Genomic DNA, 26,632 nt, shown 5'->3' on the forward strand with positions numbered 1-26,632 from the left:
TGTTTTTCAACAACGTGAAAGAAAGTGAGCTAAAAAGCTCACTTTCTTTATTTAGAACTAATAAGGAAGTACCTTATAAGCTAACTTATTAATAATCTCTTTATGTTCAGGGTATTTAGTATGTAATTGCTCTTGAGTAAATAATTCAAAGTCTTTAAAATCAAATCCTGGTGAAACCATGCAGCCTACTAATGAAAAAGTATTTTCTTCCATAACTGATGAACCGAAAATTGAATTTTTCGGTACTAAATATTGAGGAACTTCTCCTTTTTCTAAATTAAGTCCTAATTTTATTTCTTCGTATTGACCGTTCTCATGTATAACATGAACGGTTAAAGAACTTCCTGCATGGAAATACCATAATTCATCAGACTTTAATCTGTGAAAATGAGAAATATCATGTGATTGTAGCAAAAAATAGATACTAGTATAAAGCAATCTATGATCATCATAATTTACCGTTAATTCACGATCAGATATTTGTTCCTTTGATTGATAGGTAGATTTGTAATATCCCCCTTCAGGATGTGCTTCTAGTCCTAGCTTAGAGATCCAATATTCTGGATTATTGTTAACCATTTTATCAATCCTTTCTATTACTTCTCCCACCATATTACCTTAATTTTTGTTATTTCTATAAAAAATATGTTGAAAATTATCTTATTTTAAAAAGGTGAGTATAATAAATTAATTGATGGAACATTTTAAATAACTACAGAATTTTCCCAATATACAATTTAATAGAAATAGATTACATTAAACTTATTAAATGAAAAAATATGGAGCGGAAGTTCGATGTTTAAAAAAGGGATCTTATATTTAGTTGCAATTTTTACGATTTCGATCATTATTAACCAAACAATTTTGTCAAAAGATGAAAAACCGGAAGTTAAATTTGAGCTAGCAGATAAAACAATTCCTTATAAAATAGCAAATTATTCTTGGGGAAAATTATTAGATAAAGATATATCTACAAATGGTACATATAAAAATATTAAAGAAGAAGTAGCTATTCCAGCATTTGAAGGTGATTTTCTAAAGATATATTTTTCGGAACAACCTGAAAATGTGGAAATATTAGAACACAGTGGGACTAAAAAAGCATATATTTATGACCACAATTTAGATAATTACGGAAGTTACTCATTCCAACTTGGATCTAAAAAAGGGGAAAGAATATATGAAGTAAAAGGTATCTGGAAGGGGAATAATTATTTTACTTATTTGATAAAGGTAAAAGTAATATAAAAATAAAAACATTACTTCAAAACAAGAAGTAATGTTTTTTATTTCCACTAATTTTTAATAACGATTAATTTCGAAAAAAAGTATAAATGAGGTATAATATTAAATGGTAAATGTTTGACTTAAGTCAAATACATAGAAAATTAAACGTAGATTTAAAGTTGAAAGAGAGTGGAACAAGATGGGTCGTAAATGGAATAATATTAAAGAGAAGAAAGCTTCAAAAGATGCAAATACTAGTCGTATTTATGCAAAGTTTGGACGTGAAATATATGTAGCAGCGAAGCAAGGTGAGCCGGATCCAGAATCAAACCAAGCTTTAAAAGTTGTACTAGAGCGTGCGAAAACTTATAGTGTACCGAAACATATTGTTGATCGTGCAATCGAAAAAGCAAAAGGTGGTTCTGAAGAAAGCTTCGATGAACTTCGCTACGAAGGTTTCGGACCAAATGGATCAATGGTAATTGTTGATGCACTTACTAATAATGTAAACCGTACAGCTGCAGAGGTTCGTGCTGCATTTAGTAAAAACGGTGGTAACCTTGGGGTAACAGGTTCAGTATCATATATGTTCGATGCAACGGCTGTAATTGGACTTGAAGGTAAAACTTCTGATGAAGTTCTTGAAATCTTAATGGAAGCAGATGTTGATGTTCGCGATATTTTAGAAGAAGATGAAGCTGTTATTGTTTATGCTGATCAAGACCAATTCTATGCAATACAAGAAGCGTTTAAAAACGTTGGTATTACGGAGTTTACAGTAGCAGAATTAACAATGTTAGCGCAAAGTGATGTAACTCTTCCAGAAGATGGCCTTGCAAAGTTCGAAAAAATGTTAGACGTTCTTGAAGATATTGAAGATGTTCAACGTGTTTACCACAATGTAGATTTAGGTGAATAGAAGCTTAACAACAAAAAACACAATGAATTAAGATAAACGTGTCCATATAGATGAATTAATTTTCATCTGTATGAACACGTTTTTTGTTTTTTTTTGAATTCATTTGGTCGGGATTACTCATAGAATTTTTATGTTCCATAAGAGGAAGACAGGAAAATATGACTAGGACAGAGAATAGTATTGTTAGTCAATATTTGCTAATTAATTTCGAATATTATATTCAATTTGAGGAGATCTATACATATGGATAAATTATTAAAAAACGGGTACAAAGCATTTAAGTACGCGGCTCTTAGAATTGGTGTATTTTTGTTAGTTTTAGCAACTCCAGTTGGTATTTTAATGAGCTTTAATGCTAATGCTGATGAGCGACAAGACCAAGAAATAAACTATTACGAACAATCCGTTGGCGAAAAAGGATTGAAGTTAGAAGAGCAACGAAGAAATGCAGTTATTCAAATTAAAAATAGTTCAACAGGCTTTGAAACCAAAGTTAGCTGTGATGCTGACTCAAACTCGGTATGTCAATAAAATTATACCTAGATTTGAGGTATATGGAGGAGTAAATTATGGAAGAGACGATTAAACAAAATAGCTTCACACATAGGGAGCTTGCTGCTTCATGTTTTAATAAAGTGTGGGATCTACTTGAATTAGAAAATAGATCTCAAAGTGAAACAGAAGAAATGGTTCATTTATGTCATAGCTCTTTTTGGCATTGGACAAAAGTAGAGAGCCATACACCAAGAAACATATCGATTGGATATTGGCAATTATCACGAGTGTACGCTGTTATAGGGCAAGGAGAAACGGCTTTAGATTACGCAAAAAAATGTGTCAAGATTAGTTTAGAAAAAGAGGTTGAGCCGTTTTATATAGCATATGCATATGAGGCTTTATCAAGAGCGTATGCAAAACTAAATCAGTCTGCTGAAAGCTTAGCTGCTAAAACTAAAGCATATGAATATGTAAAAGACGTAAAGTTTGAAGACAGTAAAGAGATGTTGCTGAAAGATTTAGATAAAATTTAATCAGTTTTGTTTTAGTAATTAGGCTAATTGATTTGGGAAGAAACTACAAATGACTTAAAAAGGAGAACTCAAAGTCAGAGTACTTTTGAGTTCTCCTTTTTTGTATAAATTTTTTGGCAAAAATGCTTAGATTAATGCAGGAAAAAAATTAAATTCATAAAAAATCCACAAGGAAAATTAATCACCTAGTGGACTTTCTTCATTTATAAAGGTCTTTATTAAGAACGTAATTTTATTTAAATAACTTTTAAATCATAAATACTTGAAATGACCCATTTATTTTTTAATTTAACAAGATCCAGTGTTACATTACATCTATTTCTACCGTTTTTATAATTTCCTTCAGGCTTTATCCCGTCAACAAATGTTATTTCGTATTTTATATGTACCGTAGTTTTATGATCTTTCTTATTTAAATGAATGACAGATAAATTATCACCGATGAATTTTGCATCAAGTACGTTAGACATTATCTTAGTAAAGTAGTAAGAGTGATTGCTGATTTTTAATGAATCTACTACAACAGAGTTATAAATCTCAACATCTTTCCACTTTAAAGCGGTAATGTAGTTTCTTACAGAATTTTGAACATTTTGTTCAATTATTAATTCTGTAGACGCTTCATCGTCCAATCTCTTCTGTTTTTCTTTTTCAATAGATAGTTTTAATGTTAATATAATAATGATGAATATTCCAATAATTACCAAATATAAAGTAATTGGTTTTTTTGTCATATGGGACCTCTACGAGTATAAATTAATTTGGAAGATTACTAGCTTGAATTTATTAAATTACTTGATGGCTAGAAAACTATATTTAAATTATTTATTAAAAATGGCTTTAATCAAAAAAATCGCAAGATGTAATGATTACATCTTGCTTTAAACTGGTTATTAAATGGGGGTGCATTTAAAAAATACTAATGAAGTTATTAGTCGTTAGTATCGTTTAATTGCTTGTACTAAAATCATACCATTCTGTTTGACTTTTTTGTATTGGGAAAATTTTTTGAATATAATTTGTCTGAAAAAAATCGAAAAAGTATATAAATGTATCGGAAAATCTAATAAAATCTAATTATTAAGAGAAAATTAAAAATATTAATATAAGAAATTAATAGTTTCTAGTCATATAAATATCTATTTTAAATAAAGGTGAACAGGAGATTTTATTATGGATTATGGCATGATGATCTTTCATCATCGAAAAAAATTAGGGTGGACCCAGGAGAAATTATGTGAAGGAATATGCTCTGTTTCGCATTTAAGTAAAATTGAAAACGGTACAAAAGAGGCTGGTATAGAAACAATTGAATTACTTTTAAGAAAGATGCGAGTTGAAATAGATGAAAATGATAGTATAGATGAAGTGACTGTTCAACTTAAACGATTATGGAATTCAATAGAACGAGCTGACTATGATTCTAGTAAAATACTGTTTGAAGAATTGATTGGTAAAGAAGAAAGTATAAATTATACTAATATATCAAATGATTTTTGTATTACAATTTGGAGATATTATATTTTTGTTGAAGATCTTAAAATGGCAAAGAAAAAATGGAAACAACTTGAGGCAAAAAAGAAGAAATTTTCCCAATATGAAACGATAAAATATTTGTTTACACTATCAATATATTACATAAAAGAAAAAAGATATAATGACTCTCTTCTAGTAATGGATGAAGTACAAGAAATTACGCCAAACCTAGAGATCGATTTCCAGGAATATTGCTTCTATAGAGCTTTAGTATATAGCTTTATTAATCAGACTTCCTTATCGATGTATTTTTGTAATAAAGCAATTCCTATTTTTTTACAAAATAATAATATTAAACGGATCCTTGATGCAAAAATGTTACTTTCACTTCAATTAATTAAGAGCAAGTTGTTAGATCGAGCCGAACAATTTCTAATTGAAATACTAGATTCTTCTGTCATATTAAGTGATAAAACAATACATATGAGTGCTTTACATAATTTAGGCTTTTTATACTATCATTCTCATCAACATAAAAAAGCAATAAAGTATTATCAAGACTATTTATCTAATATACAAGAGGGGACTGAAGAATACTTTTTAGTCATTTCAAATATAGCGAATAATATGATGATCATAAATGATTACGAGACGGCTACTGAGTTGTTATGTAAGAATCTCTCCAAAATAAAGGATAAAAATAGTGCATCCTATATTCGAATGAAGGTTTTATTACTAGAAGCAAAAAAGGATGAAGCAAATTTAGTTCCATATTTACGTGAAGTTGGCTTGCCATTATGGGTTCAAACCAATGATCATGAAAAATTAATCAAATACTATGATGTTGTTACAGATTACTATGAAAAACACGAATCGTTAGAAAAACAAAACATGTTATATAAAGAATACAATAGCACACTATTAAAAATTATCGAAAGTAGGAAATAACATGATGAAAAGACTATCCCACATGATGACAATATTGTGTTTGTTCACTGTACTATCTATTAATTATGGTCCTAATTTAGTTTCTGATGGTTCGGAGACCTCAATTGTTTCAGGTAATCCAGGAACACAACTTTATTCGGATAATAATGATCAAAGTGAGTCTTCAGATAATGGGTTTCAACCATATAATCGATCAAATCGTTCTTATGCAGATGAGCCAATTCATCCTAAGGTAGAAAAATTTTTATTTATTCGAACTAAATAAATCAATTAATTAGTATCATACATTTTGTGTGGTACTTTTTTAATTAGGAGGTAGGAACGGTATGTCTTTTGAACAATGTTATAAAGTTCTTAAACGAATAAAGGATTTTAATAAAGGATGGTATATAGCTGGTGGATGGGCGATTGACCTTTTCTTAGGAAAACAAACGAGAAACCACTATGATATTGAAATCGCCATTGCGCGTAAGGATCAACTTTATCTTAAAGAATATTTACATAACTGGACGTTTAATAAGGTCATTAAAGGGGTATTATCAACTTGGGAGAATGAATATTTAGAATTACCTATTCACGAAATACATGGCAAAAATGATGAGACAAAAGATGAATTAGAAGTCTTATTAAATGAAATCGAGTTAAATGATTGGAAGTTTAGAAGGGATGAATCGATTACTTGTAAGCTGGACTCATTTTATCGTGTTACAAATGAAGGAATTCCTTATTTGAATCCAGAAATAGTGCTTTTATATAAGGTTAGAAATACAAGAGAAAAGGATCATCAGGACTTTAAAAACGTGAAAGATTATTTGAACCTTTCACAGAAAACATGGTTACGTGAATCAATCTTAATCCATCATCCAAATCATGAATGGCTTGAAGATTTAATATAAAAAAGTTGTAGGAGTGAGCATAGATGGAAGTATTGATTAGACCAGTAGAAATAAATGATGCTAAGGCACTTCATCGTATATGCACCCAAGAAAATGTTTTTCCATATATGATATTTCTACCTAGTATGCGAGTAGACATGATGGAAAATAGAATTAGAAACTTACAAGCAAACGAATTTGAATTTGTCGCAGAATGTAATGGAGATGTAGTAGGGTTAGTTGGTTTAGTGAAAAGAACAGGTCACAGGTCACATGTAGGAGATTTATTTATCGCAACTGATGGAAATCATCATAATAAAGGAATTGGAAAAGCTTTGCTTACGAAAGTATTAGATTTGGCAGATCATTGGTTAATGCTAGAAAGAGTAGAGCTAGGAGTATTGGAGACAAATCCTAAGGCACAAGCATTATATGAAAAGTTTGGGTTTAAGGTCGAGGGAGTTAAGAAAGGGAATATTAAAGCAAATGGCCGTTTTGTTGATGAAATTATGATGTGCCGATTTAGGCCAGATGGTATTATACAATAATAATAGTTATTTATTGTTGAAATTAGGTTTTGTTTGGGCAAGTTGAACAGACCTTAAAGCGGACCGGGCAGTGATTACCCGGTCTTTCTTCTTTTTAAGTAGTTTAGTATATGCTATTCACTTCATTAGCAGCACGTACGCCAGATTCAATCGCGCCCTGTATCCAAGCATGAGACCGAGAAGTATGCTCCCCTGCAAAGTGTAACCTTCCCTCTGGACTGCTTATATAAGAATTCAGTTCTTCCTCTTGCCCCGGTTCAAAAAATGTAAAGGCACCAATAGAAAATGGATTTTGACTCCAGCTAAAGGACGTTCCAGTTACAAATTCAGAATAAACTTGGTTGCCCCAAATCTTAGACAAGTCCCGTAAAGCATAATGAATGCGCTCTTCTTCAGTTAAGGCACTCAATGTTAGCGCCTCATCTGCCCACGTATAGCTTGCATTCACTACTGCTGGACCAGTGGTGCCAATCCCCATACTAGGATAGAGTGAGAGTCTAGTAGGCAAATCGGTTGTAGACATACCACCGAATTGACCATATTTCTCCCAAAATCTACTTTTAAACTCAATGCCAATTTTTGTTGCTGACATGTAGTTGATTTCGCGAATTGCTTTTCGCTTGTAATAAGATATGGAATGGAATGGTTCAATTTCCACAAATCTTAAGAGTGAAAATGGTATAGCTATGATGGCAAGATCTGCGTTCATAATGTATTGGTTTGCGGTATTATTGTCAGTTGTTTGGATTGTTAGGGAATTACCATTTTGAATAATTTTCGTCATTTTTTGATTTAATAGTATATTATCCTTTAATTGAGGAAGAAACGCTTTTGGTAATAGATCCATTCCTCCTGTTATTTCGTAGAATTTTGTTGCGGATTTAAAAGCGACCTGTTCCCTTAATACTTCTAAAAAGGACATTCCCATAAATGCTTCAAAATCAAGGAGCACTCCAATCATATCGACTGCACCAACAGAAAAGTACGAATTTAAGAATGAACCAAATGAAATATTACCATACCTTTTTTCGACTATTTCCCAATTAGTTAATGGATTTTGATTAATAAAATTGATAAATGGCTGCAATACTTGATCCAATAACACATCTGAAGTTTTTCCTTTTTCGTTTGGTGCTACTGGATAATTTAATATGTCGGGATTGCTTTTATAGTTAGCTTGATTCGTTTTTATTCCATTTGCATAAATGATATCGTTTTGGGTTTCATTAATAAATTCATTTACTGGTAAATTGAATTTTCTAATATACTCTAAAGTTAAATGATGGACATTTGGGATTCGTAATGGACCAGCATTTAAATATAACCCATCACTAAATGGAGCACGTAAAGTATAAGCACGACCACCAATTCGATCATTTGCCTCAATGATTGTGACATGGTGTCCTGCATCCTTTAATAATGAAGCTGCCGTCAAACCAGCCATTCCAGCGCCTACGATCATTACTTTTTTTGTGGATTCGGTTTTTCTAAGGCCGTTTTGAATGATTGAAATCATTTGATCAGTTGTTAGTGGAGAACTTGTCATATATTCTCCTCCTTTACAATTCCTTCATAACATTTTATTCGCATTCAAGAAAACGTATGTAAATTGATTTGAATTTGAAGGAATAGCTAGTTTCAGTTGGAATTATTCATCTTTTTATCAACAATTAAAGGAGAATGCGGTCAAAAAATCTAATAATTATTAATGGATATCTCGTACTTTATTTACTTTCATACTTTGGTCGTAGACGGATTGATACTGTAGGATGTTATCTAGATTTTTTAATTTCCATAAAATGTGATTATTAGAAGTTTTTAATTGGAGGTTAAAAAATGAAAAAAATTATTATTTCTGCTTTATTAATGATTACTTCGGTATTCGTTCTTGCTAGTTGTTCAATTTTTAACGATGAAAAGGTAAAAGAAGAAACTGTTTCTATTCATAAAGATCAAGCTAAAAAATTGGATGTTAGTTTAGATTTAGGTGCCGGATTAATGAATGTTTCTAAAGGTACAAAAAATTGGGTAGACGGAACGATCGAATATAACAATAAATATTTTAATCCAGATGTATCATATAAGCTTAAAGATTCAACGGGAGAAATAAGAATTGACCAATCTAAAAAGCATTTTCCAAAAGTGAAAATTGGTAAATTAAAGAATGAATGGAATTTGAAGCTTTCGAATAAACTTCCGATTGATTTAGATGTTAATACTGGTGCTTCAAAAACAAATCTCGATTTACGTGGATTGAATTTAAATGATTTAGAAATCGAGGCTGGAGTCGGAGAGCTAAATGTTAATTTAGGTGGAAGTTGGAATAAAAGCTTCGAAGCAAATATTGAAACAGGGGTTGGGAAAACGACCATCGTGTTACCTTCTGATGTTGGTGTAAAGATCAATCTAAGTAAGGGAATTGGCAAGGCAAATGTAGTCGATTTAATTTCGAAAGGAAATGGTGTTTATGTTAATGAAGCGTTCGAAAAAGCTGATGTTAAATTAACAATAAACGTGGATTTAGGTGTAGGAGAGGTAAACTTTAAATAGATTAATATAAAAATCAATTTGAAAGTAATAGAAAAATAGTTTCATAAAGACTTTTATCTCTAAGGAGGAATTCAATGCTAAAAATTGCAGTTGAATCAGTTATTGATTGTATGGCATCAGGTAAGGGGATGTCTGATATACAAAGAATTCAAACAGAACATCGTTTTAAATTAGTTGAGTTTTGGAATATAGAAAAGGGAAGTAAAGTATTAGAAATAGGCTGTGGTCAAGGAGATACGACTGCCGTTTTAGCATACATGGTCGGGGAAAATGGATTAGTTCATGGAATTGATATCGGCCCACGAACATACGGAAGTCCAATTTCATTAGGAGATTCAGCAGACTTCCTATTACAATCGAATTTAGGTAAACAATTAAAAATGGATTTTGAAATTGACATATTATCACCAACTGTTGATTTTCATGAAAATGAGTTTGATTATATTGTGATGTCTCACTGTTCTTGGTATTTAAAATCACATGAAGAATTTATTGCTGTCTTAAAAAAGATTAAAAAATGGGGTAAAAAATTATGCTTTGCCGAATGGGATACAAGAATTAGCTCAATTGAGCAATACCCACATTTATTATCTATTTTAATTCAAGCTCAGTATGAGTCATTAAAACAAAATAGTGAATCAAACATTCGCACCCTTTTTACTCCAAGTGATATAAAAAATATCTGTGAAGCTTCAGGGTGGAACATAATGAATGAAACATCTATATTCTCTCCAAAATTACAGGATGCTAAATGGGAGATTAATAAGACTTTAGCTGATATCGATATTGAACTCAACGATATTGAGAATATGCCTAGTAAATTAAATGGACTGATTCGTTCAGAAATAAAAATGCTAGAAGAGTCTGTTACTTCTAATGAAATCAAACCTTTATCGATATTTTCATTTGTAGCGAAATAAAACTTCACAATCTAAAATGAAAAAGCATCTATTTTTTAGATGCTTTTAGTATGTAGACGAAGTCCAAGAAACTTGATTTTCAGACTGATTGCAAGCGCTTGTCTTTCGAGGCGCGAAGTCTGGTGAGGAGCTGAGTTACCCTAAACGGTAATGAGCACCGCTCAACAGGCGAAGTAACGAAGAAAGCGAGCGTTTGTCAACAGTCTGAAAGCATCTATTATCAGTAGATGCTTTTTTTACTATTGAGGATGATAATTTCTTTGATAAATATATGGGTAACTTGGGTAGTAATACGGATACAAGTATATTGCTGCAACTGAAGAAAGTGGTACAGTGACCTTTTTATATATTCGGTATCTAGGGCGAAAAGTTTCCCCGCTACTTTGTCTTACTTCAAAATAACGCGATTCGGGTGCGGCGAGGTCCTCTGGGACAAGTAAGTCTGCGCTACTCAAATTGTTATCTAATAAAATCCCTTCTAATAAAGCTCTTTCAGAAGTTTGAAACACTACATGGCAGAGTTTATATTTTTTACATTTATCTTGCATATTTCGAATATGGTAACTTTCCATGGAATCCCTCCCATTTGTACTCATTACTAAATGTATGATGTCAGATAAAGGACTAGAATATTGTCCAAACTAATTAATGATCAGAACAAAGAAGTGAACCACTCCCACCGCTTAGTTAACGCTTGAAGTAGGGGCTTCTCGATTCCGTGACGAAAGCAACCTTTCATCTCCACGAGCGTTACTTCCCACAGTTCCTGTGGTAGATGTCCAACGAATGGAGGTTCTTTCGTTACCTTAGTTATTTTACGAGTGGAAGGGTGACGGGCTTGGTTTTCGCACTATGTCTTATTTGTCCACTCAACCTTATATACTACTTATCAAAGAACAATTCATAGGAAAAGTATAGCATCCTGATTATGTTAAAAAAGAACAAGATGTTTCCAAGTTGTAAATTTTTTGCATTTATAGTAAAAACGTTTAGTAATTCAGTACTGAGCCATCTATAATTTTTCCTAAGGAAAATATTAATAAGCCAAAAATAAAGTTTAAGTAAGTAAAAATAAAAACATAAATTATGAATTTAGGTGAGGTAATTGCAAGGGAAAGTATTAATTGTAGATGATGAAAAAAGTATTGTAGATCCATTAACTTACGCATTTCGTAGAGAAGGATTTATCGTAGAAAACGCTTTTAATGGAAAAGAAGCATTAGATAAGATATCAGATTTTAATCCAGATATTTTAATATCGGACATTATGATGCCTGTAATGAACGGCTTAGATTTATGTAAACAAATAGGGAATAAAGAAGAACTTGGCATTATTTTACTTACAGCTAAGGATGATATTATTGATCGGGTTTTAGGATTAGAGTTTGGAGCCGACGATTATATAACAAAACCGTTTGATATTAGGGAATTACTTGCTAGAACTAGATCTCTACTCCGAAGACTAAAAAAACAATCAACGCCTGATGAAAAAAAGAGTATTTCAATTAATAAACTACAAGTAATTCCTGCTCAAAGAAAAGTGACAGTTGATGGAACGAATATAGAATTAACCCCTAAAGAATTCGACCTTCTTGTTTTATTAATTTCAAATATGGATCGAATTTTTAGTAGAGATGAATTATTAGATTTAGTGTGGGGAATGGAGTATATAGGTGGAACGAGAACGGTCGATATTCATATCCAACGTTTACGTAAAAAGCTAGGCAATTCCTATCAACAATTAATTCAAACTGTTTTTGGAGTCGGATATAAAATATCTAGTGAAAATAAATGAAACTGAGTATTAAAGTTAAGTCGAGTTTATTTTTAGCCATTCTATTAATCGGAACTGTCATTGTATTAAGTATATTAGTCTTACAAGGTATCAAACAAAACCAGCAAAATCAAACTGAAGAAACACTTGCTAGGCAAAGTAAATTAGCAAATGTATATGTAAAGCAAGTTTATTTAAGTCAAACATCAGAAAATCCTCAAGATTTTTTTAAACGATATGGTCGGGAAATTGCTAGACAGATTGGGATTATTAGTAGTCTTCATGTCACAATTTTTAATATGTCTGGAAAAGTTGTAGGAGATTCTCTTCCTTTAGAATCTACAAGAGATGTAGGAGATACCTTAAGTTATGCGTTAAAAGGTAAGATTGCATATCAGGAGAGCGGTGAAACATTATCTTATTTTGCCCCAATTTATAATGCGAATAATCAATTTGGAGTTGTTCAGTTCGATTATACATTAATTAATAATCAGAAATTTTATGATAATACAATTAACCTGTTTATTAAAATAGGTTTAGTAACTACAATTCTTAGTTTTATCATAGGTTATTTCTTTTTTAATTCTCTTGTTATGAGTATTTTAAAACTTAGAAAAGTAACGGAGGAAATTCAATTAGGAAACTATCCAGACCGATCTACTTTAAGTCGAAAAGATGAGTTGGGTTATTTAAGCCAAGCAATTTTCTACATGAGTAATGAAATTCAAAATAATATAAAAGGCATTCAACAAGAAAAAGAAAATCTGCAATTAGCTGTTGAAAAGCTTAAAGTTTTAGAAAAACAACAAAAGCAGTTTATCGGATCGATTACACATGAGTTTAAAACCCCACTGACTGTAATTAGGGCTTATATTGATTTATTAGACATGTATTCGGATGATCCAAAATTATTAGAAGAAGCAATTAGTAATATAGGAAAAGAATCACTTCGTCTTTACGATATGGTTGAAAAAATATTAAAGCTAGCAGAACTTGAGAAATATGACTTTGAAATTGTAAAAGAAAAAGTTGATGTATATTCCCTTTTAGAAGATATCTGTTTAAGAATGAAAGGGAAAATGACTAAGTTTGGTTTATCTATCCATACAAATTTTGAACATGCAACGATTCTTATTGATAAAGAAAGCTTTACATTAATTATTATGAATTTATTAGATAACGCAATTAAATATAATAAAACAAATGGTGAAATAAACGTTTCGAATAGGATTGAAAATAATCGTTTAGTTATTAATATATCAGATACAGGTATTGGTATTTCGTCGGAATTAGTTGATAAAATATTTGAACCATTTTTTACTGTAAATAAAGATCGTTCTCGTCAATCTGGTGGATCGGGTTTAGGGCTTGCTTTAACTAAGGATTTAATTGAAAAGCAAAATGGTACGATTCATGTTGAATCGATAGAAGGTAGCGGATCAAATTTTATCATTACATTTCCGCTAGCGAAGTAAAAGTTTACAAATTGGAAACATGATATGTTAAAAATAGAAACATTCTAAACGTATCATAAAATTTGTAAGAATGTAGGAAGGTGATGTGATGTTTAAAAAGTACATGCTTAAAGTATTTTTTCTAGGTAGTACAATACTATTAATATCTGGATGTCAAAGTCAAAATGAAGATATAGTAATTGAAAAAAAACATAAAAAAATTACCGTATTAACAGGGAATGAAGAGGTTGTAACAAACGAGTTAGCCCTTGAGAAAATAGATCGTTATGAGGGTATTCGTGGGACGGATTGGTTGGATGATCATACAATTTTAACTGAACAAAAAAATACAAAATTACCAAAATCAGTAATGACAGATAATGGTGATTATACTTATCACATTAATTTATTCTCATATAATCTAAACACAAACAAATCAAAAGTATTAGCAAGCGAGGAGCATGATCAAGTAGGTGCCGTTATTTCACCTGATAAAAAGCATATTTTCTATAAACAAACAGAGGATGGAAATTCTGGTACAGGTTTTATTATAAATTCTGACGGAACTGGGAAGGTTAAAGTGTCAGATCCTGATACCATTTATGCATTTGCGACAGAAGGAAGATGGATCGATAAACAGACAATCATTTATTCAACAATATTTCAGCAAATGTATTCGGCTGATCTAAATGGACAAGTAAATAAGATTGATGCTAACTCTGATAAAGTTAATTTAATAAGAAAAAAATACAACGAGCAAAAAGTTGAATGGGTTATTCCATCACCAAATCAAAAGCAATTCGCTATTGTTAGAAAAATTGCAGCCACGAAAAGAGAGTTGTTCATTACCGATGAAAATGGAAGAAAAACCGTATCTTTAGCTACGGGAACTCAAATTTTCGGTGCAGGTTGGTCGCCAAACTCTAAAACATTAGCTTTTTCCGTCATTTCGGAAGATAAGGGAGAAAGAGGATTATTCGTGATCGATGTCAAATCTAGAAAGATAACACAATTATCGACTGATTTGGACGAGATTGCTGGGCCAATTACTTGGAGTCCATCCGGTAAAAAAATATTGGTTTCTAAAGTGATGTTAAAAGAAAATCAAAATGAATTTGTGGCATATGTTTTAACGTTGAAAAGTTCAGAAACGAAATAGTTTCTTCTATAGAAAGTGAGGGGAAAGTTCACTTTCTCTTTTTTCTCTTGAGTAAGTATAAATTAGCAGCGAGGAGTCGTGCTAAGGCGTGGTCACCACCAATTTTAGGAATAAAGTATAAGTTCAACTACGTCTCTGCCTTCGCTTAGTCTCGTCAGTCGACGAGTATTCTTTATCAATATTTTGAGCGGAAATCTTTGTCTAAATGTGGTAGGGGAGGTTCAGGCATCCGTACTAAAAAGAAATAGATTTTTTTACTTCACTAATAATCGAAAATATATTTCTAGCAAAGATATAAAAAGGAGAAATAAAAACATATGAGGAGTCGGAAGGATAAAGATACTGAAAAAAGAAATAGTAAAAAAATATTTATATGGATTATGATATTAGTTCTATTTGGCTGTATATCAGGATTTAGTTATTTTGTTTATAAGAAAGTTTATGAAGAAAGCAATTTAGTAAAAAACGAGACGACTAAAAATAAAGTAGTAGATAAACCAAAATCGATTAAAAAGCCAGCTATTAAGCCACCAGTTCAAAAGCCAGAAAATAACAATACGGCAAAACCAGAAAACATAGAAACGACTATAAAAATTAGCGCAGCTGGCGATTTTACACTTGGATCAGATGAGGATTTTCAATATATTAATTCTTTTCCAGCAGAAGCAAATAAAAATGGATTAGCTTATTTTACAAAAGGGCTAAATAATATCTTTAAACAAGATGATTTATCTACTGTTAATTTAGAAACGACGTTAACGAATGCGAAAATAAGAGCAACTAAAACATTTCGCTTTAAAGGGAATCCTTCTTATGCAAAAATATTAACTTTAAGTGGTATTGAAGCGGTCAATTTAGCTAACAACCATAGCCATGATTATTTGCAAAAAGGTTTTGAAGATACGATTAACAATTTGAAAAAAGAAAAGATAGGTTATTTTGGCTATAACGACCAATATGTAACAACGATTAAAGGTACTAAGGTTGCTGCACTAGGTTATGAAGGATGGAATGATTCACCTGAATTAAGGATTAAAATTAATAATGATATACAAAATTTAAGAAAAAGTGGCGTGAAAATTATTTTAATCCATTTCCATTGGGGGATCGAACGAGATTATGTACCGAATAGTACTCAAAAGAATTTAGCCCATTATGCAATCGACCATGGAGCGGATTTAATAGTTGGCCATCACCCACATGTTGTTCAAGGAATTGAAGAGTATAAAGGGAAATTTATCGTATATAGTTTAGGGAATTTTATGTTCGGAGGAAATAAAAATCCAAAAGATAAAGATACATTTGTTTTCCAACAAACTTTTCATCTAAATAATGGAGTACTCACAAATCAAAAAGAAATAAGAGTTGTACCATTTTCAATTTCTTCAGTTTCTAGCCGAAATAATTATCAACCATTATTTTTAAAAGGCTCTGAAGAACAAAGAGTTAAGAAAAAAATAATCGATGTTTCAAATAAGATTCATGGATCTAGTTGGACTCAATATGAAAAATAAACAGACAAAAGAGAGCAATCTTTGTGAAAAGATTGCTTTCACTCTGTTGGAAAACTACCTTTTCAATTAAATTACCAAATTTTCGTAAAAGGANNATCCCATAGGAGTCGAGCATCCCTCCGTTCCAATCAACTTATTCATCAAAAAAAGTCTGCAATAAATCCTAATCAAATAGCATTTACTTAGCGTAAACTAAAATTTGTTTATTAATCAGATTGCAGGACAATTAATATCGAACATAAATTAAATTAATCAGTTGAATTTGTTTTTCTAAAAATTAGCTCATAATATTTTTAACTTCTGAAAAATATCATTACTAGTGTTATTGGAATCATGAAATTGCTTAAACAATTAACATTTAAAACCATTAATAGATCATCCAAAAAATGATAATTTCATCATTAAATAACTGTTCATTTAATGTCAATTTTTCCCTATAGACCATTTTATATTTCAAAACTCTGAAAGCATTCTTTATGAAAAGATTGCTTTTTTATTGAGTGCTGAAATATCTATCATGACAGAACTTATTTAATTTAGTGATGAGAATTTTGACATTTTATTGAACAAGTTCCTTTTTATTTAAGTTCGATAAATTTTAGATCAAATGTTATAGGTACAAGTCCTTATTTAAAAGGATAATGCTATTTTTTGGAAGGAATATCTTTTTTTATAACGAATCAAAAGAATAACCTAATAGTAAGTTGATTGCCAAATAAAATTTAGGAGGAATAAGAAATGAATCTACAGTTTATTGAATTCCTTAGTATTATTTTCGTATCCTTGATTTTATCTGTGTGGGTAGAAGTTAAAATGCAAAATAAAACACACAATGTTTTAGCTACAATGTCGATTGCATTTAATATTAACCTATTCATCTTAGGCATTGCGAGTATTTGGTGGATCCTTAATTCTAGTGATAATGCAAGCCTGCTTTTGGGTATTCAGTTATTATTAGCTGCATTTTTTGGAATTTTATTAATTAATATCGGAGTATTCTTCTTTGTTAGAAATAGGGTAGTTTCGTAAATTTATTATGCTCGATTAGGTAGTTAAGTTTAGATAGACTTTAATTTAAATCTAGCATTACTCTATTTTAAATGAGTAATGCTTTTTATTTTTGAAGTTTTAACAAGGAGAAAGATGAGGAGAAACCATGGAATTATACATTAGTCATATGACAGAGTCTTACGCTACAGATATTCTTAATTGGAGCTATGCTCCCCCTTACGATTTTTATAATAATGAATTGTCTCAAGAAGGACTAGATGAACTAGTAAATAATCAGTATTTAGCAGTTATTGACCAAAATGAGAACTTAATTGGCTTTTATTGTATTGGTCAGTCAGCTCAAGTACCAAAAGGGAACGAGTTTGGTGTATATGAAAAAAGGATGGTTGATATTGGATTAGGAGTTAGACCAGATCTAACAGGGAAAGGATTTGGGAGTGAATATTTCAAGTTTATTCTTGAAAGAATTCATGAAACGACTAATCTTTTTACACTCAGATTAACAGTTGCTAAGTTTAATAAAAGGGCAATTAGACTTTATGAAAATTTTGGATTTAAAGAGGAAAATGAGTTTTGTACTGAGCGTGCTGGATTTATAACGATGGTAAGAGGAAACTAAATATCCCCCCAGATTTTATTAGATTGTCTGGGGGATAACTTTAGCTCATAAACTCACTTACTATTAAATCATAACGGTATGGCGTAACTTCTTCATTGAATGAAAATACTGTATCTGCTTCATCTTTATTCGTAACAAGCCCGCCACGGGCAACAGCATGTAACTCTAATAGTTCATAAAGAGAAATACTATTCTTTTCAGTCATAGCTTCAGTTAGTATTGCTAAACTATTCGAATTACTTTTTGCGTTGTTATAGTACTCAATATTGTCTTGTAAACCTAAATCACACCAAATAACTTTCTGTTCGAAAGTATCAAAAATTAGTGGAATACTTATTTTTTGATCATTTGCTAGATCGAAGCGATCCATTACAGTACTAGGCTCAAAGACCTTGCCAGACTTGAAATCATCTCTTAGCATCCAGCCAGCAAAACAACTAGGTAAATTACAAAATGAATGATCTGAAAAACTATTTACACTTAATACAACATAACGAATCCCATTATTTTTAAGTGTAGGAATATGGCAGTCTATGAACTCACTAGCCCCTTTAGGAGCACTTGTGAAATCACCACTGTGATAACATTTAAGCTGTTTACTTTTTAGTTCATAGTAAGAGATATCACTTATATAATTAAAATTATCATCGTAAAATACTGCACTTAAATCAATATCAACATTTCCTGTATGTACTCCATTTACATCTCCTTCTTTCCAATAAAGAAAGAATCTAATAATATCACCTTCACCAATCGGAATAGTTGAACCTCGAGGTATTGTTCTAAGCGACTTACTTGCCGAGCGCAATCCAGTAGGTAATGTAAAGTTACGATAGGACTCATCGATCCATACTTTGCCAAGAGATTCTTTAACAGAAAAACGTACGGACAAAGTTTTTTTAATAAGATTTAAAACAGCATCAATTATAACTTCGCTAAGTTTTGTTATTTTATTTTCAATTGCATAGAGTTTCGCAATATTTCCTTTAGGAAAAAAGGTGCGAATTCTTCTCTCATCATTACGTTTATTAAAATGATTCCATAGACTCAATAAAACCGGAGTTGAAACATCTTTACAAACGTTTGAAAACTGTGAAACAATATATTGCTGATCATTTTCTTCAGTAAATGAACGTAAAACAAAATCTAGTTTTCTAGCAAACTCACCAGGGCGTTTTATTAATTCATTTGTTAAATTAGTGAGATTCTTTTCACTTAAGTATTTAGTAATTTTACTTTGGTATGTACTTACTTGTTTTTCGTTTCTAAGGATATTGAATAAATTTTCAGCATGAGGAAAACGCTTTGAATATTCACCAGGATGTAGTTTTTCTCCAATTCTTATCCATACGTTTCGTCTTTTAACCATTTCTTCAATTGCATGAGGGATTTCATTTAATAATGAAAGTACGAATTTACGCTCTTTTCTACTAAATGATTTAAATTTAGTATTCATGCTTAAAGAAGGATCACCATCACTTAATGCAACACAAAAGCGTAAAATATCTGTTGCCGTTTTTAAATAATTTCCGATTTCATTTTCACTTATTTTTTTAGATTGATACAAAAGTTTTAGGACTATAACCATTTTTTCTTTTGATAAAAATAGTTCTGGAAGTAAGTTTAATGGTTTATTTTGAGCTAGGAGTACAAATTGAATATCCTCAATGTCTTGGGCTTTAAAAGAACCAGTACTATCAATTAATCTTTTAATAATTTGAATTAGATCATCTTGTTTTGCAAGATTAATTATTTTTAGATTTTTTTTATTTCTAAGCGGTGGTCGTTTTTGAATTAGAGTAAGAGGCTGAACATCAAATATATAATACAATAAGCTATTGATATATAATTCCGCTTCATCAATTTTCATTACGTCATTAGGAAAGTTTTTGTAAAAAGGAATATGGTCAATATTATAGCCTAATTCATTCGTAATCGTTTCCTTGAAATCTATAAACCAAGCTATGAATTCTTGATCGTTCCATGTTTGTAAAATTTCAATAAGCTCAAGTGAAAAAGTATAACCGAACGCTTCTATTTGCTTCAAGGCTGTTGCAAGTAATGGTTTTGGGAGGTTGTTTTCTTGTTTTTCGATAGAGAGGGAATTTTTTCTTCGGAAAAGGATGTTTGTTTGATTCATGTATAGCCTCCAAATTTTATAATAAAAAAAACGAGGAAATTATTGAATCTAGAAAAAGTACTTAGAGTACAAACCTAATAGAAGGAAGATTCAATATAGCCTCGTAACCTTATCAATTCTGATAAGGAATACAGGAAAGAGACCCGCTAGACGCTCTAATCAGTGAATGTAGAAGGAAGCTGAGTCATAGCCTGTTTTATTAGTTTAGTATGTATGAAAGCGTTTTGCAACAGATAACATAGTCTTGTTGACTAATGTAAGGTATTTTTTCGATTTATAATAATTTAATAACATAAGGAAAAAATAAGTTCGTAAAATTAGATTGACATGAAACCAAACGGTTGTATATAATTTCAAATATAACCAAAAGGTTTTATATTAACTAGAAAGAAGGATTAAAATGGGCGTACAAAACCAAGTTGAAGATATTAAACAAACTCTTATATATAATGCACCTATTCAAAAAGTCTGGGAGGTCGTATCAACATCGGAAGGTATATCCGCATGGTTCATGCCAAATGACTTTAAACCAGTCGTAGGTCACGAGTTTCATTTGCAAGGCCCATTCGGTCCATCACCTTGTAAAGTTTTAGAAATTGATGAACCAAATCGAGTATCATTTACTTGGGATGTTGATGGATGGGTAGTATCATTTAATTTAAAAGATTTAGGGGATCAAACTGAATTTACGTTAATCCATAGTGGATGGAAAACTGCTGATGAAATTCTTCCAAAACCAAACCAAAAAAGTGGTATAGTACGCGACAATATGAATGGTGGTTGGGCTGGTATTGTTCAGAAGCTTAAAAAGGTTGTTGAAAACTAGTGTCCAGTTCTGCACAAAAATATGACGTATTTCAAGCAATCGCGGATCCTACTAGAAGAGAAGTACTTAAATTATTAGCTAATAATGAATTGCCGATTTCAGAGATATCAAGTAATTTTCCAATGAGTCGAACAGCAATTGCAAAACATCTCCATATCCTTTCAGAAGCTGAATTAATTAGTGGAAGAAAAGTTGGCAGAGAAAAAAGATATAAACTACAACCAGAAGCATTTTTAGAGATTAAACAATGGTTATCATATTACGAGCAATTTTGGGCAAATAAATTATCCATTTTACAACATCTAGTTGAAAATTAAGAAGATCAAAGTATAAAACTAGTTACATCAAATATAGACAATAATGAAGAGTAATTTCAAAACGAATCTAAAGTGGGTTCGTTTTTTTTGCATAGACATTTTTAGTTATATCTATATAATAAACTAATGTGGCAAAAAATTAATATGAATAAATAGGATCATACTTGAGGAGTTAAGCAATGCATAAAAGTATATATATTTTAGCTATTGCAACATTTGTCGCAGGAACCGTTGAGTTTATTATTACTGGTTTACTGTCAATGATTGCAGGTGATTTACATGTTTCGGTCGGTGCGGTTGGTCAACTAGTTTCAATTTTTTCAGTAGTATTTGCTTTTGGGGCTCCTATTTTTATAGCGATCACTTCAAAAATAGAACGTAAAAAATTACTATTAATCGCATTAGCAGTATTTTTCTTAGGAAATATTCTTTCTATTATTAGTCCGAATTTCGCTGTATTATTAATCGCACGTATTATACTTGCAGCAAGTTGCTCAGTTGTAATAGTTGTTTCAATAACGACCGCAACAAACATCGTTTCGCCTGAAATAAGAGGTAGAGCAATTGGCGTTATTTTTATGGGGATCAGTTCATCTCTAGTTTTTGGTGTCCCTTTGGGTACAGTGATCGGTGAAAAATTCGGCTGGAGAATGACATTTGTTCTAGTCGGTTTATTAAGCTTATTGGCTATGCTAGGGATTTATAAATTTCTACCAAAAGTTAAAGGTCAGCCTACAATCCCATTGATTAAACAAGTAGCAACACTAAAAAATAAACGTATTTTATCGATTCAACTAATTTCTTTTTTACAATTAACAGGACATTTTACAATTTATACTTACTTTACACCATACTTAATGAAAACGATGGGATTATCTACTAATATGATCAGTATTGTTTTACTAGTATTTGGTATGGCAGGGATTTTAGGTGGATGGTTAGGTGGTTGGTCTACTGATAAATTTGGTGGAAGTAAAACATTAGTGTTTAATTTAGGGTTATTAGCTATTTCTATTTTAACCTTAACATTCGCTCCTAGTTCGATTATTAGTTTATTTATTATAGTTGTTCTTTGGGGAACTGTATCTTGGTCAATTAGTCCAGCAGTTCAAGATAGTCTAGCGAGGGTGGCAAAAGATTCGGCTGATATTCAAGTTGGATTAAATAACTCTTTTTCTCATACAGGAATTGCTTTAGGTTCAAGTTTAGGTGGGATCCTAATTACTCAATATGCAGTAACAATGAACGCATTTGTAGGAGGAATTATTGTTATTTTTGCTTTACTTTCTGCGATTTATTCTTTTGTTTTAACGAATAAAGTGAATGAGACTAAATTAATATAAAAAAATGAAACGATGCGTTTTTTATTGCATCGTTTTATTATTTATTTTCCAGAATTGGATATTCTAATAATGAAGTTTTACGACTTAAAACTAATCTTAATTAGAAGGTGATTTTAATGGAAAATAAACCAGTACATTATGATGGTAGTGGAATTAATGAAGAAACATTAGAACAAAATTACCAACAAGAGGATTTTCAAGTAACAGAAGAAATGAGAAATAACATAAGCGGAAATCCATATATTTTTGAGTAATATTTGAAAGCGATACATTGAGTATCGCTTTTTTATTTACATTTTTTGAATTTGTCTATGTTATTTAACTCTTTCATCAAATATGATTAATAGAAGAAGGAGGGGGAAAAAATGAGTTCATTTGCAAAAACGCCAAATCCTCCATATTATGCTGTAATTTTTTGTTCTAAAAGAACGGTTGGAGATAACGGGTATAGTAAGATGTCTGAAAAAATGGTTAAACTTGCATCGAGTCAACCAGGATTCCTAGGAGTTGAAAGCGCTCGTGATCTTGAGATGGGGATAACGGTATCGTATTGGGAGTCATTGAATGCAATTAAGAAATGGAAAGAGCACGCAGCCCACAAAGTTGCTCAAGAGCGTGGAAAAAAAGACTGGTATGAATCCTTCGCATTAAGGGTGTGTAAAGTTGAAAGGGATAATTTTTTTTGATATGTAGTATTGAAAAATGATTAAATTGATACAGACCCAATATCGAGATGTAAATAATATAAAATAATTGGAATAAATTTGAATGAAAATGATAGTTATTATCAATACTATAAATAAGAAAGGGCAACCTTCTAAGTAGGTTACCCTTTGAGACAATTACATTCCAGCTTCAAATGTTTTACAATCTGTTTCAGCATTGTTTTTAGCTTGTTTCCCTTTATGGCTCACAACATAAATGGAATCCGCACTACATTTGTTTCCAGAAGCCCAATATTTACAGTTATCAACTTCGCAAAGTACATCTTTTGCCATTATAAGACACCTCCCTTAATTTTATCTTTTACATTAATAAGGGGATTGATACATTCATTATCTCTTTTTTTAATGTAAATTAATTCAAGTGAGGAAATCTAAATAGGCAATCTAAAAACCTTATCAAAATACGGTAAGGTTTTTAAAATTGTGCACTCCTTGAACGTTGGTTAAACATAATGGAAATTGAATATAATAACAGTTAAAACTAGATAAAGATTGTGCTTTTTTAAGCAATTATTTAATTTTATAAAGTTTAAAGGAAGTTAAAAAGAAGTAACTTATTTAAAGTTTAAAGCTCAACAAGTATTCACCTATAACTTATACCGATCTTTTCAGTGAAAAGCAGAAAAGATAAAATTGTATACCAAAACTAGGTATTTATGGTATAATTTCTAGTAAAATATACTAATTAATATCTTTTGGTATACCAATGTTGAAGGGAGGATGGTGATACAATGTTGAAGTATGTGTTTGGATTAGTAATTTTTTTATATTTATTTTCTTGCTTGTTCCATTGGGATTTACAATTTTTTATTTCTTCTTTATGTGCCTTTATTGTTCTTTATACGATGTTTACAGTTAAATCGCTCGTTAGAACAATAGGGAGTATTTTTTTACTTATTGGATGTATTCTTCTTTGGAGAAGCAATATGAGTATAAAAGAATATATTCTTTCATTCGGTCCAATGCTAGATTTGCTTACTATGTTTGCAGTCATTCCAATATTAGGTTTTCCGGTTAAACTGGGAGGATATGCAAAGGGTATTCAAACGATCATACAGAAGAAAGTAAACACATCTGGCCAGTTGTACATAATGACATCAGGAATATCCTACTTTTTAAGTATGTTTATGAATTTGGCAACTCTACCAATGACTTACTATTCTATTCAACCATCCTTAAGTCTTTTTTCTATAAAAAAAGAAGAGCGTTTTATGAGTCGAGCTATTACACATGGATTTGCGATGCCTCTACTATGGGCTCCAATTACACCAATCGTAGGAATCGTAATTGGCGTAACTGGGGTAAGATGGATATCTATTTTGCCATATGTATTACCGTTAAGTATATTGGGGATTGTGTTAGATTGGGTATTGGCGTCAAGGAATTCACGGAAAAGTGTTACGAAAGGACATAGAAATGATTTAGCAAAAGATGAAACTGCTGCTTCACTAGAAGGTGTAGCTCCTCAAAGAAAAGTTTTTCATATTTTCATAGCTATTATTCTATTCAATCTCATCATTTCATTTGCAGAACATCTTTTTTCGTATTCTTTTGTGATTATCGTATCGATTCTAGTAATTCCGTTTGCTCTTGGGTGGTCTGTTCTCATTAAGCAACAAAAAGCATTTTTACATAATTTAAAGGAATATTTTCATTCCTATTCCTTTAAAATGAAAGATCAATTTTTTATCTTTTTGTCAGCTGGTTTTTTTATTTCCGTTGTAAAAGGTACAAATTTAAATGAAACGGTCAATATAGCAGTCACTCATTTTAAAGATATTGTAGGTCCAGAGGTATTTTTAATTCTATTACCATTAATTCCGTTAGCATTTGCGTTTACAGGGCTACATCCTGCAGTAACCTTGACGTTAATGGCTGAAGCGCTTGATCCACAAAGCTTAGGTATTTCACCTTATATTTTAACGGTGTCTTTACTAGCCGGAGCGATTTCTGCGTTTTTAGTAGGGCCATATAATGCAACGATTGGATTAATGTCGAGCATCGTTAAAGAAAGCTCCTTTAAAGTATCGAATTGGAATATTCCTTATACAATTAGTTATTTACTCATTGTAATGTTTTATTTGTTTGGTTTAGAGTGGCTTATTTAGTGGGATTTTATGGACAACATTATGATAGTTGTCTTTTTTTATATGTAAAATTAAGAAATAGCACTGGATCAGTGCTATTTCTATGTAATCTATACAGTTAGTACGTCTGACTTCACTAATTTGGAATCCTGTGAGTCCTCGCTGTTTCCTTGAGCTTTTACTATTTCGTATAACTCTTCTAGTGCTGCTTCAATCGTTTCAAATGTCTCAAAGAACTTTACGCGAATATCATTCACGTATTCTTTTCCTTCATACTTTTCGTAAAGTTTAATTTTAATATTGTCGTCCAACACTTCGGCAATTGTATATTTAGCTTTTAGCTCGTTAAAAAAATAGAAGTGATATGTTTCGATTGCCTTTAATCCTTCGTTATCTACAATAGTTTGAAACGTGTCTTTATTCGTCAAAACAATATACTTACCCATCTTTGCACACTCCTCATCAAATTATGTAGTATTGAGCATAAGGTATTTTGTATACCAAATTTCTATTCATAGTGTAATACAGAAAAAAATATTAATCAATATAATTTTCTGAATTTTTAATAAAAACAATAAACGTTTTTAAGATCAAGTTTGTTTGAATGGACATGGCCATTTATGTTAAAGATTTCCAAATAAATAATAGTATTTACTTTCTAAAAAATTCGAATTATAATCAGAGTAAATTTTTGAAATTTTAAGAAAATTACATTGGAGGGATACATATGCCAAAAGTACGCTTGCATGTAGAAGGAGAAATTATTGAGCAAGAAGTGCGTGATCACGCGAATTTAGTTGTGTTGGCAGGCATCCGTCAATTCCCAAAACTGAAATACGGGTGCGGGATGGGTAAATGTACAAAATGTGCATGTAGAGTGCTAGAAGGAGCAGAAAAGCTTGATCCGCCAAACTGGAAAGAGCAAAAAATGCTAGGTGAAAAGGTTGAAGAAGGCATTCGATTATGCTGTCAGTTAACGATCAAAGATGATATTGTCATTTCACAAGAAAATATAAACGCCCCAATACCGAAAATTGCAAAGACAGTAAATGCACAGTAATTTTTTTGCATCATCTAGGTATACAAAATACCTCTTTAATTTAAATGTTGAATTCATAGGACGAAAGTAGAAGGTTTTGAAAGCGGATACAACAATGAAAGGGGGTGAA

General features: G+C 31.2%; 30 protein-coding genes. 23 read left to right on the forward strand and 7 right to left on the reverse strand.

Annotated features, from left to right (window positions below; all coding sequences use genetic code 11):
• Positions 1–57: 57 nt before the first annotated feature.
• A complete protein-coding gene (locus tag COJ46_RS16290; RefSeq protein ID WP_097978973.1) occupies positions 58–579 on the reverse strand; it encodes a cupin domain-containing protein in 522 nt (173 codons plus the stop codon).
• Between the two features lie 216 nt (positions 580–795).
• On the opposite strand from COJ46_RS16290, the gene COJ46_RS16295 reads away from it, so the two are divergent.
• The 4 genes from COJ46_RS16295 to COJ46_RS16310 all read left to right on the forward strand — a co-directional run bounded on the left by COJ46_RS16295 (position 796) and on the right by COJ46_RS16310 (position 3,177).
• Positions 796–1,248 (forward strand): hypothetical protein, encoded by a 453-nt coding sequence (locus tag COJ46_RS16295; RefSeq protein WP_097978974.1) that lies wholly within the window; start codon positions 796–798, stop codon positions 1,246–1,248.
• 178 nt (positions 1,249–1,426) lie between these two features.
• A complete protein-coding gene (locus COJ46_RS16300; RefSeq protein ID WP_097978975.1) occupies positions 1,427–2,146 on the forward strand; it encodes a YebC/PmpR family DNA-binding transcriptional regulator in 720 nt (239 codons plus the stop codon).
• 243 nt (positions 2,147–2,389) lie between these two features.
• A complete protein-coding gene (locus COJ46_RS16305) occupies positions 2,390–2,677 on the forward strand; it encodes a hypothetical protein (RefSeq protein WP_097978976.1) in 288 nt (95 codons plus the stop codon).
• A gap of 38 nt (positions 2,678–2,715) precedes the next feature.
• Positions 2,716–3,177, forward strand: a complete 462-nt coding sequence (locus COJ46_RS16310; RefSeq protein ID WP_097978977.1) for a hypothetical protein — start codon at positions 2,716–2,718, stop codon at positions 3,175–3,177.
• Between the two features lie 236 nt (positions 3,178–3,413).
• Here the strand turns inward: COJ46_RS16310 and COJ46_RS16315 are convergent, their stop codons facing one another.
• A complete protein-coding gene (locus tag COJ46_RS16315; protein ID WP_097978978.1) occupies positions 3,414–3,911 on the reverse strand; it encodes a hypothetical protein in 498 nt (165 codons plus the stop codon).
• Positions 3,912–4,350: 439 nt separating this feature from the next.
• Between COJ46_RS16315 and COJ46_RS16320 the strand changes: the two genes are divergently transcribed.
• The 4 genes from COJ46_RS16320 to COJ46_RS16335 all read left to right on the forward strand — a co-directional run bounded on the left by COJ46_RS16320 (position 4,351) and on the right by COJ46_RS16335 (position 7,024).
• Positions 4,351–5,601: a helix-turn-helix domain-containing protein gene (locus COJ46_RS16320; RefSeq protein ID WP_097978979.1), complete on the forward strand. Its 1,251-nt coding sequence runs from the start codon at positions 4,351–4,353 to the stop codon at positions 5,599–5,601.
• 1 nt (position 5,602) lies between these two features.
• The gene (locus COJ46_RS16325) at positions 5,603–5,866 is read left to right on the forward strand and encodes a hypothetical protein (RefSeq protein ID WP_097978980.1); all 264 of its coding nucleotides are present in this window, start codon (positions 5,603–5,605) and stop codon (positions 5,864–5,866) included.
• 61 nt (positions 5,867–5,927) lie between these two features.
• Complete coding sequence (locus COJ46_RS16330; protein WP_097978981.1) at positions 5,928–6,497, forward strand: nucleotidyltransferase domain-containing protein; 570 nt, start codon at positions 5,928–5,930, stop codon at positions 6,495–6,497.
• A gap of 23 nt (positions 6,498–6,520) precedes the next feature.
• The gene (locus COJ46_RS16335; RefSeq protein ID WP_097978982.1) at positions 6,521–7,024 is read left to right on the forward strand and encodes a GNAT family N-acetyltransferase; all 504 of its coding nucleotides are present in this window, start codon (positions 6,521–6,523) and stop codon (positions 7,022–7,024) included.
• 103 nt (positions 7,025–7,127) lie between these two features.
• Here the strand turns inward: COJ46_RS16335 and COJ46_RS16340 are convergent, their stop codons facing one another.
• Positions 7,128–8,570 (reverse strand): flavin monoamine oxidase family protein, encoded by a 1,443-nt coding sequence (locus COJ46_RS16340; protein WP_097978983.1) that lies wholly within the window; start codon positions 8,568–8,570, stop codon positions 7,128–7,130.
• Positions 8,571–8,860: 290 nt separating this feature from the next.
• Between COJ46_RS16340 and COJ46_RS16345 the strand changes: the two genes are divergently transcribed.
• On the forward strand, positions 8,861–9,574 hold the full coding sequence (locus COJ46_RS16345; RefSeq protein ID WP_097978984.1) for a toast rack family protein: 714 nt from the start codon (positions 8,861–8,863) through the stop codon (positions 9,572–9,574).
• A gap of 74 nt (positions 9,575–9,648) precedes the next feature.
• Complete coding sequence (locus COJ46_RS16350; protein WP_097978985.1) at positions 9,649–10,494, forward strand: class I SAM-dependent methyltransferase; 846 nt, start codon at positions 9,649–9,651, stop codon at positions 10,492–10,494.
• A gap of 239 nt (positions 10,495–10,733) precedes the next feature.
• On the opposite strand, the gene COJ46_RS16355 is transcribed toward COJ46_RS16350, so the two are convergent.
• Complete coding sequence (locus COJ46_RS16355) at positions 10,734–11,066, reverse strand: hypothetical protein (RefSeq protein ID WP_097978986.1); 333 nt, start codon at positions 11,064–11,066, stop codon at positions 10,734–10,736.
• A gap of 533 nt (positions 11,067–11,599) precedes the next feature.
• Between COJ46_RS16355 and COJ46_RS16360 the strand changes: the two genes are divergently transcribed.
• The 6 genes from COJ46_RS16360 (at position 11,600) to COJ46_RS16385 (ending at position 18,025) form a co-directional block, all read left to right on the forward strand.
• A complete protein-coding gene (locus COJ46_RS16360; protein ID WP_097978987.1) occupies positions 11,600–12,289 on the forward strand; it encodes a response regulator transcription factor in 690 nt (229 codons plus the stop codon).
• The gene (locus tag COJ46_RS16365; protein WP_097978988.1) at positions 12,286–13,743 is read left to right on the forward strand and encodes a sensor histidine kinase; all 1,458 of its coding nucleotides are present in this window, start codon (positions 12,286–12,288) and stop codon (positions 13,741–13,743) included. The genes COJ46_RS16360 and COJ46_RS16365 overlap by 4 nt, the downstream gene beginning before the upstream one ends.
• Before the next feature lie 88 nt (positions 13,744–13,831).
• The gene (locus tag COJ46_RS16370; protein WP_097978989.1) at positions 13,832–14,881 is read left to right on the forward strand and encodes a TolB-like translocation protein; all 1,050 of its coding nucleotides are present in this window, start codon (positions 13,832–13,834) and stop codon (positions 14,879–14,881) included.
• Between the two features lie 317 nt (positions 14,882–15,198).
• Positions 15,199–16,395, forward strand: coding sequence for a CapA family protein (locus COJ46_RS16375; protein ID WP_097978990.1), 1,197 nt, complete (start codon positions 15,199–15,201; stop codon positions 16,393–16,395).
• A gap of 738 nt (positions 16,396–17,133) precedes the next feature.
• Positions 17,134–17,424 carry a hypothetical protein gene (locus COJ46_RS16380; RefSeq protein ID WP_097973929.1) on the forward strand — a complete coding sequence of 97 codons (291 nt, stop codon included), beginning with the start codon at positions 17,134–17,136 and terminating at the stop codon, positions 17,422–17,424.
• A 127-nt stretch (positions 17,425–17,551) separates the two neighbouring features.
• Positions 17,552–18,025, forward strand: a complete 474-nt coding sequence (locus COJ46_RS16385) for a GNAT family N-acetyltransferase (RefSeq protein ID WP_097973927.1) — start codon at positions 17,552–17,554, stop codon at positions 18,023–18,025.
• A gap of 40 nt (positions 18,026–18,065) precedes the next feature.
• Here the strand turns inward: COJ46_RS16385 and COJ46_RS16390 are convergent, their stop codons facing one another.
• Entirely contained in the window at positions 18,066–20,165 is a 2,100-nt protein-coding gene (locus COJ46_RS16390) for a TerD family protein (protein ID WP_097973926.1), read from the reverse strand.
• Between the two features lie 400 nt (positions 20,166–20,565).
• On the opposite strand from COJ46_RS16390, the gene COJ46_RS16395 reads away from it, so the two are divergent.
• The 5 genes from COJ46_RS16395 to COJ46_RS16410 all read left to right on the forward strand — a co-directional run bounded on the left by COJ46_RS16395 (position 20,566) and on the right by COJ46_RS16410 (position 23,337).
• Positions 20,566–20,991, forward strand: a complete 426-nt coding sequence (locus tag COJ46_RS16395) for an SRPBCC family protein (RefSeq protein ID WP_069033304.1) — start codon at positions 20,566–20,568, stop codon at positions 20,989–20,991.
• Positions 20,991–21,308, forward strand: coding sequence for an ArsR/SmtB family transcription factor (locus tag COJ46_RS16400; protein ID WP_097973924.1), 318 nt, complete (start codon positions 20,991–20,993; stop codon positions 21,306–21,308). The genes COJ46_RS16395 and COJ46_RS16400 overlap by 1 nt, the downstream gene beginning before the upstream one ends.
• 179 nt (positions 21,309–21,487) lie before the next feature.
• Positions 21,488–22,651, forward strand: a complete 1,164-nt coding sequence (locus COJ46_RS16405) for an MFS transporter (RefSeq protein ID WP_097973922.1) — start codon at positions 21,488–21,490, stop codon at positions 22,649–22,651.
• A 116-nt stretch (positions 22,652–22,767) separates the two neighbouring features.
• On the forward strand, positions 22,768–22,905 hold the full coding sequence (locus COJ46_RS24550) for a hypothetical protein (protein ID WP_176522450.1): 138 nt from the start codon (positions 22,768–22,770) through the stop codon (positions 22,903–22,905).
• Between the two features lie 111 nt (positions 22,906–23,016).
• Positions 23,017–23,337: an antibiotic biosynthesis monooxygenase family protein gene (locus tag COJ46_RS16410; protein WP_097973920.1), complete on the forward strand. Its 321-nt coding sequence runs from the start codon at positions 23,017–23,019 to the stop codon at positions 23,335–23,337.
• Between the two features lie 156 nt (positions 23,338–23,493).
• On the opposite strand, the gene COJ46_RS16415 is transcribed toward COJ46_RS16410, so the two are convergent.
• Positions 23,494–23,649 carry a DUF1540 domain-containing protein gene (locus tag COJ46_RS16415; RefSeq protein WP_088012223.1) on the reverse strand — a complete coding sequence of 52 codons (156 nt, stop codon included), beginning with the start codon at positions 23,647–23,649 and terminating at the stop codon, positions 23,494–23,496.
• A 653-nt stretch (positions 23,650–24,302) separates the two neighbouring features.
• On the opposite strand from COJ46_RS16415, the gene COJ46_RS16420 reads away from it, so the two are divergent.
• A complete protein-coding gene (locus tag COJ46_RS16420; protein ID WP_286133433.1) occupies positions 24,303–25,484 on the forward strand; it encodes a hypothetical protein in 1,182 nt (393 codons plus the stop codon).
• 89 nt (positions 25,485–25,573) lie between these two features.
• Here the strand turns inward: COJ46_RS16420 and COJ46_RS16425 are convergent, their stop codons facing one another.
• Positions 25,574–25,909 (reverse strand): hypothetical protein, encoded by a 336-nt coding sequence (locus COJ46_RS16425; protein ID WP_097973917.1) that lies wholly within the window; start codon positions 25,907–25,909, stop codon positions 25,574–25,576.
• Between the two features lie 281 nt (positions 25,910–26,190).
• Between COJ46_RS16425 and COJ46_RS16430 the strand changes: the two genes are divergently transcribed.
• Positions 26,191–26,523 (forward strand): 2Fe-2S iron-sulfur cluster-binding protein, encoded by a 333-nt coding sequence (locus COJ46_RS16430; protein WP_097973915.1) that lies wholly within the window; start codon positions 26,191–26,193, stop codon positions 26,521–26,523.
• Positions 26,524–26,632 lie beyond the last annotated feature (109 nt).

The sequence above is a fragment of the Bacillus sp. AFS077874 genome, from assembly GCF_002566505.1.
Classification (GTDB): domain Bacteria; phylum Bacillota; class Bacilli; order Bacillales; family Bacillaceae_G; genus Gottfriedia.

Bases quoted from the DNA above. Each gene is read 5' to 3' on its own strand.
- COJ46_RS16290 (WP_097978973.1), bottom strand. From the start codon at position 579: ATGGTTAACAATAATCCAGAATATTGGATCTCTAAGCTAGGACTAGAA.
- COJ46_RS16295 (WP_097978974.1), top strand. From the start codon at position 796: ATGTTTAAAAAAGGGATCTTATATTTAGTTGCAATTTTTACGATTTCG.
- COJ46_RS16300 (WP_097978975.1), top strand. From the start codon at position 1,427: ATGGGTCGTAAATGGAATAATATTAAAGAGAAGAAAGCTTCAAAAGAT.
- COJ46_RS16305 (WP_097978976.1), top strand. From the start codon at position 2,390: ATGGATAAATTATTAAAAAACGGGTACAAAGCATTTAAGTACGCGGCT.
- COJ46_RS16310 (WP_097978977.1), top strand. From the start codon at position 2,716: ATGGAAGAGACGATTAAACAAAATAGCTTCACACATAGGGAGCTTGCT.
- COJ46_RS16315 (WP_097978978.1), bottom strand. From the start codon at position 3,911: ATGACAAAAAAACCAATTACTTTATATTTGGTAATTATTGGAATATTC.
- COJ46_RS16320 (WP_097978979.1), top strand. From the start codon at position 4,351: ATGGATTATGGCATGATGATCTTTCATCATCGAAAAAAATTAGGGTGG.
- COJ46_RS16325 (WP_097978980.1), top strand. From the start codon at position 5,603: ATGATGAAAAGACTATCCCACATGATGACAATATTGTGTTTGTTCACT.
- COJ46_RS16330 (WP_097978981.1), top strand. From the start codon at position 5,928: ATGTCTTTTGAACAATGTTATAAAGTTCTTAAACGAATAAAGGATTTT.
- COJ46_RS16335 (WP_097978982.1), top strand. From the start codon at position 6,521: ATGGAAGTATTGATTAGACCAGTAGAAATAAATGATGCTAAGGCACTT.
- COJ46_RS16340 (WP_097978983.1), bottom strand. From the start codon at position 8,570: ATGACAAGTTCTCCACTAACAACTGATCAAATGATTTCAATCATTCAA.
- COJ46_RS16345 (WP_097978984.1), top strand. From the start codon at position 8,861: ATGAAAAAAATTATTATTTCTGCTTTATTAATGATTACTTCGGTATTC.
- COJ46_RS16350 (WP_097978985.1), top strand. From the start codon at position 9,649: ATGCTAAAAATTGCAGTTGAATCAGTTATTGATTGTATGGCATCAGGT.
- COJ46_RS16355 (WP_097978986.1), bottom strand. From the start codon at position 11,066: ATGGAAAGTTACCATATTCGAAATATGCAAGATAAATGTAAAAAATAT.
- COJ46_RS16365 (WP_097978988.1), top strand. From the start codon at position 12,286: ATGAAACTGAGTATTAAAGTTAAGTCGAGTTTATTTTTAGCCATTCTA.
- COJ46_RS16370 (WP_097978989.1), top strand. From the start codon at position 13,832: ATGTTTAAAAAGTACATGCTTAAAGTATTTTTTCTAGGTAGTACAATA.
- COJ46_RS16375 (WP_097978990.1), top strand. From the start codon at position 15,199: ATGAGGAGTCGGAAGGATAAAGATACTGAAAAAAGAAATAGTAAAAAA.
- COJ46_RS16380 (WP_097973929.1), top strand. From the start codon at position 17,134: ATGAATCTACAGTTTATTGAATTCCTTAGTATTATTTTCGTATCCTTG.
- COJ46_RS16385 (WP_097973927.1), top strand. From the start codon at position 17,552: ATGGAATTATACATTAGTCATATGACAGAGTCTTACGCTACAGATATT.
- COJ46_RS16390 (WP_097973926.1), bottom strand. From the start codon at position 20,165: ATGAATCAAACAAACATCCTTTTCCGAAGAAAAAATTCCCTCTCTATC.
- COJ46_RS16395 (WP_069033304.1), top strand. From the start codon at position 20,566: ATGGGCGTACAAAACCAAGTTGAAGATATTAAACAAACTCTTATATAT.
- COJ46_RS16405 (WP_097973922.1), top strand. From the start codon at position 21,488: ATGCATAAAAGTATATATATTTTAGCTATTGCAACATTTGTCGCAGGA.
- COJ46_RS24550 (WP_176522450.1), top strand. From the start codon at position 22,768: ATGGAAAATAAACCAGTACATTATGATGGTAGTGGAATTAATGAAGAA.
- COJ46_RS16410 (WP_097973920.1), top strand. From the start codon at position 23,017: ATGAGTTCATTTGCAAAAACGCCAAATCCTCCATATTATGCTGTAATT.
- COJ46_RS16415 (WP_088012223.1), bottom strand. From the start codon at position 23,649: ATGGCAAAAGATGTACTTTGCGAAGTTGATAACTGTAAATATTGGGCT.
- COJ46_RS16420 (WP_286133433.1), top strand. From the start codon at position 24,303: ATGAGTATAAAAGAATATATTCTTTCATTCGGTCCAATGCTAGATTTG.
- COJ46_RS16425 (WP_097973917.1), bottom strand. From the start codon at position 25,909: ATGGGTAAGTATATTGTTTTGACGAATAAAGACACGTTTCAAACTATT.
- COJ46_RS16430 (WP_097973915.1), top strand. From the start codon at position 26,191: ATGCCAAAAGTACGCTTGCATGTAGAAGGAGAAATTATTGAGCAAGAA.